This is a genomic window from Thermostichus sp. MS-CIW-23 (assembly GCF_054059455.1).
In genome coordinates, this window is sequence record NZ_JBSSCC010000003.1 from 76,195 (window position 1) to 89,538 (window position 13,344).

Annotated in this window: 15 protein-coding genes; 10 read left to right on the top strand and 5 right to left on the bottom strand. The window is 57.0% G+C overall.

Going from position 1 to position 13,344, the window contains the following annotated elements; translation table 11 throughout:
* Nucleotides 1-72 precede the first annotated feature (72 nt).
* Nucleotides 73-819 (top strand): TVP38/TMEM64 family protein, encoded by a 747-nt coding sequence (locus ACVW0B_RS02115; protein ID WP_457490827.1) that lies wholly within the window; start codon nucleotides 73-75, stop codon nucleotides 817-819.
* A gap of 473 nt (nucleotides 820-1,292) precedes the next feature.
* Here ACVW0B_RS02115 and gshA read toward each other — a convergent pair whose 3' ends face one another.
* Nucleotides 1,293-2,447, bottom strand: coding sequence for a glutamate--cysteine ligase (gene gshA, locus ACVW0B_RS02120; RefSeq protein ID WP_414374961.1), 1,155 nt, complete (start codon nucleotides 2,445-2,447; stop codon nucleotides 1,293-1,295).
* A gap of 141 nt (nucleotides 2,448-2,588) precedes the next feature.
* On the opposite strand from gshA, the gene ACVW0B_RS02125 reads away from it, so the two are divergent.
* The 6 genes from ACVW0B_RS02125 (at nucleotide 2,589) to ACVW0B_RS02150 (ending at nucleotide 8,418) form a co-directional block, all read left to right on the top strand.
* Nucleotides 2,589-4,028, top strand: a complete 1,440-nt coding sequence (locus ACVW0B_RS02125) for an NAD(P)/FAD-dependent oxidoreductase (protein WP_457490828.1) — start codon at nucleotides 2,589-2,591, stop codon at nucleotides 4,026-4,028.
* Nucleotides 4,025-5,326, top strand: coding sequence for a hypothetical protein (locus ACVW0B_RS02130; RefSeq protein ID WP_457490829.1), 1,302 nt, complete (start codon nucleotides 4,025-4,027; stop codon nucleotides 5,324-5,326). Before ACVW0B_RS02125 ends, ACVW0B_RS02130 begins: the two co-directional genes overlap by 4 nt.
* A gap of 57 nt (nucleotides 5,327-5,383) precedes the next feature.
* Nucleotides 5,384-5,836: a hypothetical protein gene (locus tag ACVW0B_RS02135; RefSeq protein WP_414374957.1), complete on the top strand. Its 453-nt coding sequence runs from the start codon at nucleotides 5,384-5,386 to the stop codon at nucleotides 5,834-5,836.
* 137 nt (nucleotides 5,837-5,973) lie between these two features.
* Entirely contained in the window at nucleotides 5,974-7,275 is a 1,302-nt protein-coding gene (locus ACVW0B_RS02140; RefSeq protein ID WP_457490830.1) for a gamma-glutamyl phosphate reductase, read from the top strand.
* Between the two features lie 135 nt (nucleotides 7,276-7,410).
* On the top strand, nucleotides 7,411-8,052 hold the full coding sequence (locus ACVW0B_RS02145; RefSeq protein ID WP_011432202.1) for a hypothetical protein: 642 nt from the start codon (nucleotides 7,411-7,413) through the stop codon (nucleotides 8,050-8,052).
* A gap of 3 nt (nucleotides 8,053-8,055) precedes the next feature.
* On the top strand, nucleotides 8,056-8,418 hold the full coding sequence (locus ACVW0B_RS02150) for a DUF3493 domain-containing protein (RefSeq protein ID WP_011432201.1): 363 nt from the start codon (nucleotides 8,056-8,058) through the stop codon (nucleotides 8,416-8,418).
* Nucleotides 8,419-8,444: 26 nt separating this feature from the next.
* On the opposite strand, the gene ACVW0B_RS02155 is transcribed toward ACVW0B_RS02150, so the two are convergent.
* Entirely contained in the window at nucleotides 8,445-8,837 is a 393-nt protein-coding gene (locus ACVW0B_RS02155; protein WP_414407368.1) for a hypothetical protein, read from the bottom strand.
* A 200-nt stretch (nucleotides 8,838-9,037) separates the two neighbouring features.
* Between ACVW0B_RS02155 and psaC the strand changes: the two genes are divergently transcribed.
* Complete coding sequence (psaC, locus tag ACVW0B_RS02160) at nucleotides 9,038-9,286, top strand: photosystem I iron-sulfur center protein PsaC (RefSeq protein ID WP_011432199.1); 249 nt, start codon at nucleotides 9,038-9,040, stop codon at nucleotides 9,284-9,286.
* Between the two features lie 171 nt (nucleotides 9,287-9,457).
* Here psaC and ACVW0B_RS02165 read toward each other — a convergent pair whose 3' ends face one another.
* The 3 genes from ACVW0B_RS02165 to ruvA form a co-directional block, all read right to left on the bottom strand.
* Nucleotides 9,458-10,612, bottom strand: coding sequence for an RNA-guided endonuclease InsQ/TnpB family protein (locus ACVW0B_RS02165; RefSeq protein ID WP_457490831.1), 1,155 nt, complete (start codon nucleotides 10,610-10,612; stop codon nucleotides 9,458-9,460).
* Between the two features lie 147 nt (nucleotides 10,613-10,759).
* Nucleotides 10,760-11,368 carry a nicotinate-nucleotide adenylyltransferase gene (gene nadD / locus ACVW0B_RS02170; RefSeq protein WP_457490832.1) on the bottom strand — a complete coding sequence of 203 codons (609 nt, stop codon included), beginning with the start codon at nucleotides 11,366-11,368 and terminating at the stop codon, nucleotides 10,760-10,762.
* Nucleotides 11,365-11,979, bottom strand: coding sequence for a Holliday junction branch migration protein RuvA (gene ruvA / locus ACVW0B_RS02175; RefSeq protein WP_414332040.1), 615 nt, complete (start codon nucleotides 11,977-11,979; stop codon nucleotides 11,365-11,367). Before ruvA ends, nadD begins: the two co-directional genes overlap by 4 nt.
* A gap of 217 nt (nucleotides 11,980-12,196) precedes the next feature.
* Here ruvA and ACVW0B_RS02180 point away from each other — a divergent pair, with 217 nt between their 5' ends.
* Both ACVW0B_RS02180 and ACVW0B_RS02185 read left to right on the top strand, forming a co-directional pair.
* Nucleotides 12,197-12,949 carry an ABC transporter permease gene (locus ACVW0B_RS02180; RefSeq protein WP_457490857.1) on the top strand — a complete coding sequence of 251 codons (753 nt, stop codon included), beginning with the start codon at nucleotides 12,197-12,199 and terminating at the stop codon, nucleotides 12,947-12,949.
* 156 nt (nucleotides 12,950-13,105) lie between these two features.
* Nucleotides 13,106-13,330, top strand: coding sequence for a hypothetical protein (locus ACVW0B_RS02185; protein ID WP_148202686.1), 225 nt, complete (start codon nucleotides 13,106-13,108; stop codon nucleotides 13,328-13,330).
* Nucleotides 13,331-13,344: the final 14 nt, after the last annotated feature.

Genomic DNA, 13,344 nt, shown 5'->3' on the forward strand with positions numbered 1-13,344 from the left:
CCCCCACTCCAAGAGCTGTCTACTCTGGCTTGCCCTAGCTCGCCTCACAAGAACTTTGTAGGAGTTTAGCCAATGGAAGAGCTACCTCAACTCAACACAAATCCCCAAAAGCAGCGGATTTTGCTTAAGCTTGCTACCGGCTTGGGCTTGGCCATTTTTATCTTTTGGGCAGCCCATCGATTGGGATTTTTTGGAGTTATTCAAGACTGGCTCGTCGAAGCTCTGGCTTGGATTGAAAGCTTGGGGTTGCTGGGGCCAATCCTCTTCATTGCCATTTACATTGTAGCGACGGTGCTGCTTCTACCAGCCTCGGTGCTGACCTTGGGGGCAGGGGCCGTGTTCGGGTTGCTGGCCGGAACTGTGTACGTGCTAATCGGGGCAACCATTGGAGCCAACTTGGCTTTTTTAATCGGGCGCTACTTGGCGCGGGAACAGGTGGCGAAATGGATTGAGGGAAATGCCAAGTTTGCGGCCATCGATCGAGCGTTGGGACGTGAGGGATGGAAAATAGTCGGCCTGATTCGGCTGTCGCCTGCGTTTCCCTTCAATGTGCTCAACTACGCCCTGGGGCTGACCCAAATTTCTTTTCTGGATAACTTGCTGGGCACCGCTGGAATCGTGCCGGGCACTTTTATGTATGTGTACATCGGCTCGTTGGCGGGATCCCTGGCCGACATGGAAGGCGCGGAGTTGGATCCTCAGGCTCAAACCGCCCAATGGGTCGTTCGCCTCGTGGGGCTCATCGCCACCATAGCCGCTACCGTCTACGTCACTCGCATTGCCCGCAAAGCCCTACAAGAAGCGGTGGAGCCTGCCTAGGGAATTGCATTTTAAACAAGAATGAAATCTGTTGCATTGCTTCCCAACTCCTCTCTCTCTGGGAGAAGGACTGGAGGTGGTCGCGGAAGCGGCGCGGAGCGTTTGGGCAGCAGTAGGAGTGTCTCAATCCAGTTTGAAATGACTATAAGTTGGCTCGGCGAGCTAGTGTGTAGAAAGCACCGGGTTGAGAACGCTCACCGTTGGGCAGAGGCTTAGCCGACAGCTTGACAGAGGGTTTCCTGCCTGATACATTTACGCTGAACACTGCTGAACATCACTGTTCAACTATGCAGCGATAGCATTCTGTTTGTTTCCAAACAGAATGGCGGTATCCCGCAAAGCTTTGAGTAGAATACCCAAAGCGCAGTTTCCGTGTCGTCTTACTACCAATTTTCTGCTTTGCTTTGGCTACCATGTTGGCAGACTCGAAAGTAAACAGAAAGATCAACTGGTAGTAATCCGTACTGAACATATTATACATTATTTTCAGTATAGTTGAGCTTATTATTGACTAGAGTCATGCTCTCTCGGTCTTGTTCGGCCAGCTCCTGGATGGCCTGTTGGTACACCTGGGCAGGTGTGGATCCCTGGTTGACTTGCTTCAGCCAGCGTTGGGCCTCATTGCCCTGGTGGAGCAGGGTTTGCAAGGGAGCTAGAAAACAGCCCAAGCCTTGAGGTTGGCCAATACGCCAAGCTTCGGTCAGCAGCTCTTCGATCCACTCTTGGGCCGCCCGTTCCCGGCCTGTCCGCCAATCGACCAAATGAGATTGCAGCGATTCTCGAGCAGCAGCCTGCTCGTTGGCTTCGCAAAGGCTCTCCAGCTCTGTTGGGGTAAAGGGCCCCCGCAAGGGATCCAGCGCTTCCGGCTGGGCCAGCAACTGCCAGAGACGGGCTTCCACCAAGGCGGTAATCGCCAGAACCATCACCGGATCCCCCACCAGATCGCAAATGCGCAGCTCCACGCGGTTGAGGTGGTAGGGCCGCTCCGGGCCGTTGGGTCGCACCGAGGCCCACAGGTGGCGCACATTCTGCATGGTGCCCAAGGCTAGCTGCTCCTGGATCCAGGCAATGTAGTGGGCGTGATCCCGGAAGAAGGGCACCTGAGCCGGCGTTTTGGGGAACACCTGCCAACGGCTGGAGTGGGATCCCGTCACCCGTCCGTCCAGAAAAGGAGAGGAAGCGCTCAGGGCCAGGTAGAGAGATGCTTCCGCTCGCAGCAGGCGACAGGCCCGGAAGATGGCCTCGGTACCTGGCAGGCCAACATTGATGTGAATGCTGGCGGTGACCACCCGCGTGCCATAGGTGCGCTCGATGTAGTCGTGGTAGGGGTTGCCGGGATCCGACCGCTCGAAGTGGTCGCTGCCGCCCAAAGCTAGCGTGCTCCCTGGCAGAAGGGTGTAAGGGCCAAGACGGCGCAAAAATTGCCGCAACTGTAGGCGAGGCCGCAACAAGGCACAGAGCAGGTCTTCGTAGCGGCGAAGGGGAGGGGTGATGTACTCCACGTTGCGCCGATCCGGCTCCCGCACAAACCCCGGCAAAGCCTGGCAAATGCGATCCGACAAGCCCACCACTTCCCCGGCGGCGGTGCCGGTGTACATTTCCACCTCAAAGCCCTTGGTCAACAACACAGGCCAGCCTCCAGCCGCAGCCTCACCAGTCTAACCTCTGTGCCCATTTTCCCAGGGCTTTGTAGGGAATTGTCCGGTGGCAGGGGACTTTCCCGACCTGCTTTAGAATGTCTCCACGGGGTAGTTGCGAGAGGGAATAGAGTGCGCGATCCCATCTACATCCTGGGAGCGGGGCCGGCAGGCATGGCGGCTGCCTATCGCTTGAACCAACTGGGTTTTTCCGTAGTGGTGGTAGAACGAGAGGAGAAGGTCGGGGGTTTGGCCAAAAGTATTCAGTATCAGGGGTTTATCTTGGACTATGGCCCGCACCGTTTTTTCACTAAAATCCTGCCGGTGCGAGAGTTGTGGAATCAGGTTTTGGAATCCGAGCAAGTAACCGTCCGACGGCTCACCCGCATCTATTACCGCAAGCAGTATTTTCAGTACCCCATTCAGGCCTGGGAAGTCCTGCGCAAAGTGGGTTGGTGGGAAAGCCTGCACATTGTCCTTTCCTATCTCTGGGCACAATTAATTCCGCGACCAGCTCCCCAGAACTTTGCCGACTGGGTCAAAGGCAAGTTCGGCACCCGACTCTTTCAAATGTTCTTTGAAGGATATACGGAAAAGCTTTGGGGGATCCCTTGTACCGAGATCAGTGCTGATTGGGCTGCCCAGCGCATCAAAGGTCTCAGCCTTGGGCAAGCCATCCAAAAGGCCTTGGGGTGGAATCGAAGCTTGGCCAAGTCTCTGATCGACCAGTTTCAGTTTCCTCGTCTGGGATCCGGGCAGCTCTATGAAAAAATGCAGGAGTATTTGCTTGCCGAGGGACAAAAAGTCCTGCTCAACACAGAAGTAGTCACCCTCAGACATCGGGGATCCCAAGTTGTCGAGCTGCAACTGCGCAATCTTCAGGATGGAAGTGAAACTTGGGTCTCCCCCTCCCACGTCATTTCCTCGATCCCTCTGACGGTGTTGGTGCAGAGCCTGCGGAAATTGCCTCCCCCCCAAGTGCTGCAGGCAGCCCGCAATCTCAGATTTCGCAATACTGTCTTGGTTTACTTGATTGTGCAGGGATCCCAGCTCTTCCCCGATAACTGGCTGTATATCAACGATCCAACGGTGGGGGTGGGACGGGTGACCAACTTCGCCAATTGGTCTCCGGCCATGTTGCCCAACCAAGAGCAAACCCCCTTGTGCTGTGAGTATTGGTGCAACTTTGGGGATCCCTTGTGGCAAGCTCCTGAGGAGGAATTGCTGGCTTTGGCCGAGAAGGAGCTGCGTCAAATTGGCCTGCTTCACGATCAAAAGATCTACAGTGGCTTTGTGGTGCGCCTGCCCCGCACTTATCCCATCTATACCGGTAGCTATAAAGAAGATTTAGCCATTTTGCAGGAGTATCTCAGCCAGTTTGAAAATCTACAAGTGGTGGGCCGCTACGGCTCATTTAAATACAACAACCAAGATCACAGTTTACTGATGGGCTTGCTGGCGGCTGAGAACATTCTCCGACCCGGTAGTCACAATCTCTGGCAGGTGAACTCCGACGACGATTACCAAGAAGAAATCAAAGTGCCATCTTCACCCTTAACGATTCAGCGATGAGCTTTCCTCTCAGTCATCTGTTGCAGCGAGGTCGGCAGTACCTTGCCCCTTTCTTAGGGCAAATCTTGTTGCCCAGTTTGGCCTTGACAGTGCTGCAGATCTTTATGATCTCCCTCTGGAGTGAGGAGAGCGACTATGCTTCTGCCTTCACAGCCCTGAGTCAGCGGGATAGCTATTGGTATCTCAGCATTGTGCGGCGGGGGTACCAGTTTGTGGGTTTCGACAAGATTGCCTATGAGCAGAGCAACGTAGCTTTTTTCCCCGGCTATCCCCTGGCAGTGGCCGCAATCAGTCACCTTGTGGGAGTTGACCCTGAACTGGGGCTCTACCTCACCGCCCAGCTCTTTTGCTGGCTGATGTGGGTTTACCTTTTCCTGCTTTACCGCAGGTGGCAAATTCCCCCCCTCTGGCAAATTTTGGCCAGTTTGCTCATCTTCTTTTATCCCACCAGCTTTTACCTGGTCGTGGGCTACAGCGAATCTTTGTTTATGGCCAGCCTACTGGGTTTTCTCTACTGGTCAATTCACGGGGGCCGTCCCCTGCTGATGCTCCTGGCTGGGATCCACGGCTTGGTGATGAGTGCTACTCGGATTGTCGGCTTGCCGGTGGCGCTGCTCCCTTTTTTGAATCTCCTGAAAGCGGGGGAGAGAACCCAAGCCCGCCGTTGGTTTTGGACGAGTATGGCAGCGAGCTTGGCTCTGTTGGGTGGCCTGGGCTTTTTTCTCTACTGTCAGCTTCGCTTTGGCCGCTGGGATCTCTACCTGGAAATGCAGCGTTACTTTACCGGCGTGAAAGCCAATTATCAAGCTATTTTCCAAGCTCGCACATATGTCCTTTCCGCCGAACGCTGGCAAAGCTTACTCTCTCTTTCTGCACCGATGAAAGACCCTGGGCTGTGGGCTGACGCTCTTAGCCAACTGTTTGTGTCTGCCACCCTGGGATCCCTGCTTGTTACAGGTTTAATGGATGGGGCAGGAGTTATGGCAGGTAGAAGCCAGTGTTGGCGGGAGCGGCTGGGATTTCATCTGGCTGCTTGGGCCATGTTTTACATTGCCCTGACGGGTACGAGCCCCTTGGGCCAGCGAAGCATGAGCCGCTATTGTCTGCCGGTTCACATCGTGCAGGTGTTGGCGTTGGTGCATTGGGCCAAACACACCGATTTCAGCTTCATCCCCCAGCGGATGCGGCCCTATCTTGGTGTCGCCTTGAAGCTGGGATATGGGCTGCTGGCTTTCATTTTTTTTGCCCTAAACCAAATCCTCACCTGGCGCTACGTCCACCATCTCTGGGTGGCTTGACTCCGCTTTCCTGAAGATAGGATGTGAGGGATCCCAACTTCTCACCGGCTGAGAGCTGTGGCGTTCTCTTCTCCCCGCAAGTCTCCCCGTCAAAAATCAGCCTCGCGTGTCGCTCAGACCCTTGAGCCCACCAAAATTTACCCCTGCCCGTGCTGCCATCAAGGTCAGTTGCGCCTGATCACCCTAACCGAAGCCTTTGGGTGTAGCCGTTGCCAGCATATTTTTGCCATTACCCCCGACCGCCTGTACATCGAGCAACTGGCCGTTTCTTATCCCTATCGCAAAATGTGGTTCTGGAACGGCTACCAATGGGTGTTGCGGCGGGAAAACACCCTACAGGGATCCGCGCTCTTGGGCCTCACCCTCAGCTTGGGCATTGTCTTGGCGGTTGGGTTCATCGGCGCAGTGCTCTTCCCAAACCAAACCCAGTTGCTCAGTTGGTTCATGATTCTCGGCTTGTTGTTGACGCTGCTGATGGTAACGGCGATCCTGCTGCTGCGGCGGCCCTGAGGTGAGTGAGATTTTCTCCAGCGACTGGTCTCCAGAATTGGCAGCCCCAGCACTTGTGGATCCAACCATTTCTTGTTAGCAGTGGTCTGGAGAACGCAGCGGGTCTGTCTCTAATGGGCTAGGCGGGAGAAGTTCAAGTGACAGATTTCGGTTCAGACTTTGACTTAGGTACCACTCTGCGACAGGTACGCCGCTTACTACCGCAGATGCAGCGGTTGAGCAGCCAAACCAAGCGCCAGGCCCTGCTGGCTCTCTCGCGGTGTTTGTTGGAGCGCTCCGATCTGCTCCTGGAAGCCAATACCCTCGACCTGGAAAGTTGCCGCGAGCAAACCGTACCGGAGTGGATCCTCAACGGCCTGAAGCTCACCCCCGAGCGTCTACAGCGATCCGCCCAGTTGCTGACTCTCCTGGCCCAGCAGCCGGATCCCATTGGCAAGCTGGAGAAAGGGCACCGCCAGGAGAATGGCCTGTTTATTGGCCGCTACCGCGTCCCGTTGGGGTTGATTGCTCTGGTCTACGAAATCTACCCCGAGTTTGCCTTAAATGGCATTGGCATGTGCCTAAAAACAGGAAATGGCGTGATTTTGGCCAGCAGCGGTCCCATCCAGAAAACTCACCAGGCTATGGTCAACCTGTTGGCAGAGACGGCTTATGAGCACGGGATCCCGGAAGGGGCCATTCAAACCTTGCCCGCCCAAGACCGAACCGCAGATCCCCAAGCAGATTCCCCACTATTGCCGTTGTTACAGCAAACCCGCTACCTAGACCTGGTGATTCCCTGCGGTCGCCCCGGCTGGGTGGAGTTCCTGTTGCAGGCCAGCAAAGTGCCGACTCTGGCTACCCATTTGGGCTACGGCCACATCTATCTGGATCGCACCGCCCCTTGGCCTTTGGTCAAGTCGGTTTTGTTGGATCCCCTCGCCCAGTATGGCTCAGAAGGGATCCCTATCTATCAGCCCCTCACCCTTTGGCTGCTGATCCACACCGATTGGGCCACCAACCATCTGACCGCCTTGATTGAGGACTTGCTGGGTCACGGGATCGATATCCAGGCAGCCGCCTCCATTCTGGAACAGTTCCCGCAGCTCCAGCCGCTTGGGCAAGGCTTTGACTCGACAGAACGACCTCATCTGCGCCTGCAGCCCATTGCCGACCTGACGGAGGCGATCGCCTGGATTAACAAAAATGGTTGCCGTCAATCGGAGACGATCCTCACCGATAGCCAATCGGCGGCCCAACGCTTTCTCCAAGAGGTGGATGCCGCCCTGATCCACATCAACACTTCCCCCCTCTCGGCAGGCCGGGGAGCTGGGATCCCCACGTTGGGAGCGTTTCGCGACCTGTCTTTGGGCATTTCTACCCAGCGGCTGCACGTGCGCGGGCCCATCGACGTGGAAGCCCTGACAACGGTGAAGGTGGTGGCTCAGGGCGATCTGTAGAGCCGGGCAGCAACCCAACTGATGCGCCAAGGTTGGCCGGTCTGCCCAAGATCCAAGAGCTGGGATGAGGCTGGAGAATGAGAATGTAGATCGCCATCAGCTCAACATCCAACTGAGCCCAAAGGGAGGACTTTTTTGGGGATCGACCTTCGCAGTTACGTGTTTTTGGATCGGCTGCAACCCCAGTATGCTGCTTATCTGGGCACAGTAGCCTACGGCTTTTTGCCCCTGCCTGGGGACACTTCTTTGTGGGTCGAGATTTCCCCCGGCATCGAGATCAACCGCGTTATGGATATTGCCCTGAAGGCCACCTCGGTGAGGCCGGGGCTGCAGGTGGTGGAACGCCTCTACGGCCTTCTGGAAGTACACTCCAGCAACCAAGGGGATACCCGCACCGCCGGACGGGCGATTCTGGCTGCCTTAGGGGTGAGTGAACAGGAGCGCCTCAAGCCCCGCATCATTTCCAGCCAGATCATCCGCAACATCGATCCCCACCAAACCCAGTTGATTAACCGTTCCCGCCGTGGCCAAATGCTCCTGGCTGGCCAAACCCTCTACATCCTGGAGGTGCAACCGGCAGGCTATGCCCCCCTGGCTGCCAACGAGGCAGAAAAATCTGCCCAGATCAACATCCTAGAAGTGATGCCTTTCGGTAGCTTTGGCCGCGTGTACTTGGGAGGGGAAGAGCGAGATATTCTGGCCGCCTGCCGCGCTGCCGAAGCCGTCTTGGCGGGGGTTTCCGGTCGGGAGCCCCTCTTGTTGCCTGAGGAGGTGTAGCCAATGGCAGACTCCGATCCCAAGCCAAGATCGCCCCTGTCGCAACGCCGGGATCCCTCTTCAGCAGAGCAGGTGAGGCTGTTGACGGAGCTAGCCGCTCCCTATCGCAGCTTGCGGCGCTTCATCTACTTGGCGGTGGGGTTCTCGGCTACCATCGGGGCGTTTGTGTTTTTCTTTCGAGCCCTGGCGGGACGGGACTTGAACACCACCTTGCCCAGCTTGGCCTTACAGTTGGGGATCCTGGCCGGCGCCATCGGCCTAAACAGGCTGGAAAACCGCTCTCACCAGAAGGTGATCAGACAGGTCAAACAACGCTTGGGCATGCAGCAAGACTCCCAGGAGCCCCAACGGTCGGCGGACAGTTAGCCCGCCCATTCCCCGCAGCCCCTTTCTCAATCCAGATCAAAGTCATCATCATCCGCGTCAGCACTGCGCAGATAGCGGCGCTGAGTTTGGCGAGCGGGATCCCCTTGTGACCACTTTTGGACAATTTGGACACCCAGAAAGGTCAGAAAGGCCCCCAAAGCCACAAACGTGAGAAGTGGGATCGCCAGGATCACCACTGCGCCCAGGACATAGATAGCCACCTTGGGCAGAGACGGATCCACCCCCCAGCGGCGGCTGCGCACCCAATCGGTGAGCTGCTGATCCCAGCGGCGTAGGCGAGGGACGTTTTCCTCGAAGATCTCCAGCAAAATTGGCCCCAGACGACGCAGATTGCCCTGAGTTTGCCTTCGCCAATCTTGCACCGAGCGCCCCATGTTCGGGATCCCTTGTCCTGTCATCTTCAGGCCGATCCTAGCCCAACCCCAGCAACCTTCCCATTGGCCCACCGGATGTAAATTTGTTTGAACATTTGGATCGGAGATTTTGGAGGCTTCCCAGGACTACTGTACACTGAGGGCACTTGCGCAGCGATGCTGCTGCCCTGCGGATTCGGTAAACCTCTTTTTAACGTTTCAACCTGCTCGACTGGAGAACGCTAATGGCTCACTCGGTCAAGATCTACGACACCTGCATCGGCTGCACTCAGTGTGTGCGGGCTTGTCCCACCGACGTGTTGGAGATGGTGCCCTGGAAGGGGAACAACAAGGCTGGCATGATCGCTGCCGCTCCCCGCACCGAAGACTGCGTTGGCTGCAAACGCTGTGAAACCGCTTGTCCCACCGATTTTCTGAGCATCCGAGTCTACCTTGGCCCCGAAACCACCCGCAGCATGGGCTTAGCCTACTGATGGGGGCACCTGGCCGCAACCCCACTCTCAACTGCCCACAGAGCACAAGTATTCCAGAGTACCAGAAAAGCAGTTTACTTCCCAACCCAGTTCCAGCCTTTCCCTCTTCCGGGGAGAGGCTGTGGCGTATGGCAGGTCTTAAGCTGTTTGGTAAACTACCCGACACCCGCGCTATGCGCAGGGTGCGGGCTTTATCCCAATCCCTAGCGGCCCCAGAGGACAGCTAAGTTTCGGAATTTCAGGCGAGTTTACAGTCGCCCCAAGGAGAGAGATTACTTGAGCAGCGTTATGGTCAGCATCCCCTTCCCATCCACAATGCCCACACTTGAACAACTTGCCGCTGCGGTAGGACTTACCCTGCTCAGGGTGGATGTGCAGGCATTTGTGGCAGGTCTGGCTGGTGTAGGCAGGCGGCACCAGCACCACAGGCACTCCAGCAATGGCAGCCTTGTAGGCTACAAACATCCTGAGCTGGTAGAACGCCCAGTTGTTAGTCCTGCGCCGCTCAGTCTTGCTCCGAGGCTTCTGATTCAAGCAATCTCTGATGCCTGTCAAGTCCTCAAAAGCCAGTGCCGCACCAATAGCCTGGGCATCCCTGACCAAGGTTTTGCTGATGTTATGGTTCAGCCATGTCTGGTAGCGCCGTTCTCTCCCAGAGAGCCTTCTCAACAGCCTCCTAGAGCTGCGAGTGCGTTTGGATTGAACCTTGGCGCGTACACGGCTGAACCGGTCACGGACGGCCTGGATGTGTTCTCCACTCCAAGAGCGCCCGTTGCTAGCGGTGGCGATATCCCGCCTGCCCAAGTCAACTCCGATCACCTTTGGAGTTTTGCCAGTCGGGGGAGTATCCAGCTCAACAGCAATGTTGATGTAGTAGTCCCCCTGCTTGGTCTTGGACAGGGTTGCGCTTGTTGGCTTCTGGCCCCGCAGAAGCGCTATCTGATAGCCGCCGATCTTGAGCTTGAGCCGAACCCGTCCACTCATCAGTGTTACACCAACAACCTGTTCGGGCTCTCGGTACTCGAAAGTACGTACATCCAAAGTCAGACTGGTGGGGCGAAACTTGTGGACTTGTTTCACCGCTTTGGCGTTGCTAATCACACGGCGGAGCGCCTGACAGACGTGGTTGGCTTTCAGCCCCGTTGCTGCCCTTACCGGCCGATAGACCAAGTGGTGCAGCTTGGCGGTGTTCCAGCAGTTCTTTTGTTTGGCGGTGTCGAGAATCTGGTTGCAAGCGTTCGCAAAGCCCTGCAAAGTGCGGTCAATCTCTTGACGCAACTCTTGTGGGACTATCAGCTTGCAACGTACAGAGATAGTCTGGCTCATGGGCTTATTGTAGTTCATCCAGACTTTTGACCAGCAAACCTATATGGAGGAGGGCTTTCCTCTCGACACCAAGCCTGCGGCTATGGTGCGGGCCTCCAGCCCGAAAATTTGGTGATTCTAGAGGGGGGATCCGCCCCCTTTTTTCCTTTAGGGCTGCAGATAGAGGCGGTGCTGACGGATATAGTGCTCCACAGCAGGGGGCACCAGGTAGCGGATAGACCCTCCCTTTTGGATTTGCTGTCGCAGGTAGGTGGAAGAGAGCGTCAGGGTAGGGGCTTCCAGGATTTGGGCTTGGATGGGCAGCTTTGCGGCCACCGCCTGCAGCACCTGGGCGGCATCGCCGGCATCCACCCGTGGGGCAACAATCCAATGGCAGAGGCGGGCCAGTTCTTCCGCTTGATACCACTGGGGCAGGTCCCGCAGAGCATCCACGCCGATGATCCAGTACCACTGGGTATTGGGTTGCTCCTGGATGAGGGTGCGCAGCGTCTCGATGGTGTAGGAGCGCCCCGGACGGCAGATCTCCAGCTCTGAGCAGGCAAAGCGCTCGTGGTCGGCAATGGCCAACTTGACCATGGCCAGGCGGTCGGCTTTGCTGGCACCAGGGGCCAGAGGCTTGTGGGGGGGATCCCCGGCGGGCATCCACAGCACCTGATCCAGGTCAAACTGCCAAAGGGCTTGTTCTGCCATGATCAAGTGGCCATGGTGCACAGGGTTGAAGGTTCCGCCCAGAATGGCAATGCGGCGGTGCTTCATGGCTGCTGGCTCAGGTAGGTGATGGCATCCCGCAGCCAATCTTCTGTTGGGCGGCGGTGGGTGGGCAGAGCTTGCAGGGCAGCTTGAATTTCCTGAGCACTGTAGCCCAGGGCCAGCAAGGCCATTTCCACCTCTTCTCGGATGGGCATGGGCGGCCCTCCGGCCAAGGGTTGATCCGCAACTCCCACCCCCTGTCGCCAGTGGGCCAGCTTGGTTTTCAGCTCCAGGGCCAGCCGTTGGGCCGTTTTATGGCCTACCCCCGGCGTGAGGGAGAGCAGGCGCACGTTTTCGGTCACCACCGCCTGCACCAGCTCCGGCAGGCTGAAGGTATTCAGCAGGGCCAAGCCCAAAGCCGGCCCCACCCCCGAGACTTTGATGAGTTCCACAAACAAGTCCCGCTCGGCTGGCGAGCCAAACCCGTACAACACCAGCTCAGTCTCTCGCACCACCAAATGGGTGAACACCCGGACGGGCTCCCCCACTGCGGGCAGTTGCTTGAGAAAACGTCCTGGGGCCTTGACGCGATAGCCGATCCCCTGCACCTCAACAGTGAGGCTACTGCGCTCTCCCCATTCGATGGCCACAAGGTGGCCGCTTAAAAACGCGATCATACTGCGAGTTTAATCTGGGTTTGGGATGCTCTGCTCGACTGGAGCTCCAAAGTCGGCCAAGCAATCTAAAGTCCTTGCCAAAGGCTGCTTCCCTACAAGGCTATTTCACAGACCATTTCTCTACCTGTAGACTGTTCCCCATCCGGCTCTGCATTCTCCATCATCCATGCCGATTCGCCCTTTTCCCATCGGCCAATAGCTTTGGCTCCTGTTCTCGCTGGGGGTGCTGCTCTTTCTCCATCTTCCTCTGCTGGTGATCGTCCTTTATGCCTTCAGCCCCGATGAGGCGACTTTGCGCTTCCCTTTGCCGGGGCTGACCTGGCATTGGTTTGCCGTGGCCTGGGGGCGGGCAGATATTTGGCGGGCCTTGTTTTTGTCTTTGCGGGTGGCTGTGCTGGCTACCGGAGTGGCGGTGGTGCTGGGATCCCTGGCGGCAGCAGCAGTCTATCGCAGCCGATTTTTTGGCCGCGAGACGATCTCGTTTTTGGTGTTGCTGCCCATCGCCTTGCCGGGCATTGTCTCCGGGATCGCCTTGCGCTCGGCGATCCATTTGCTGCATATCCCTTTCAGCTTTTGGACAATTGTTATCGGCCATGCCACCTTTTGTCTGGTGGTGGTGTACAACAACGTGCTGGCCCGGTTTCGCCGCATGGGACGCTCTCAACTGGAGGCTTCTGCCGACTTGGGGGCCAATCCTCTGCAAACCTTTCGGTACATCCTTCTGCCCGAACTGGCCTCGGCCCTATTGGCGGGATCCCTGCTCGCGTTCGCGCTGTCTTTCGATGAGATTATCGTCACCACCTTCACCGCCGGCCAGCAGCAAACCTTGCCGATTTGGGTGTTCAGCCAGCTAACCAAGCCTCGGCAGCGCCCGGTGATCAGCGTGGTGGCTCTGGGGGTGATCGGCCTGACGGTGCTCCCCATTTGGCTGATCCATCACTTGACCCAAGAGAAAACCACGACTCGCTGATGGCTCTTTCCAGCCTCATGCAAGGTTTGCACTTGGAGGGATCCCTAAGTATTGGCCGGAGTCGCTGTAACAGCAAGGAAACGCTGGCCCTGGTTGATCGCAGAGCCCTTGTGAGAAAATGTAACAAGCATTTCATTTGTGAAAATTGAGGTATCTATGGCTGTCACTCGTGCCGGACGCGCCCCTCTCGTGCGGGGCAGCAGCGAGGGAAATCCTGCCAAGTTCATGGAAATGGCCAGCGCTTTGCTCAACACCCGCACCCGCCAAGGCAGCGGCAAAAAGGTTCAGGATCGCTCTTCCTACGGCAAGGCGGGCAACCCGCAAGAGTTCATGCAGATGGCCAGCGAATTGCGCCGATCCCTGGAGCAGCAGGGGCGGTAGCCGATCTTGTCCAC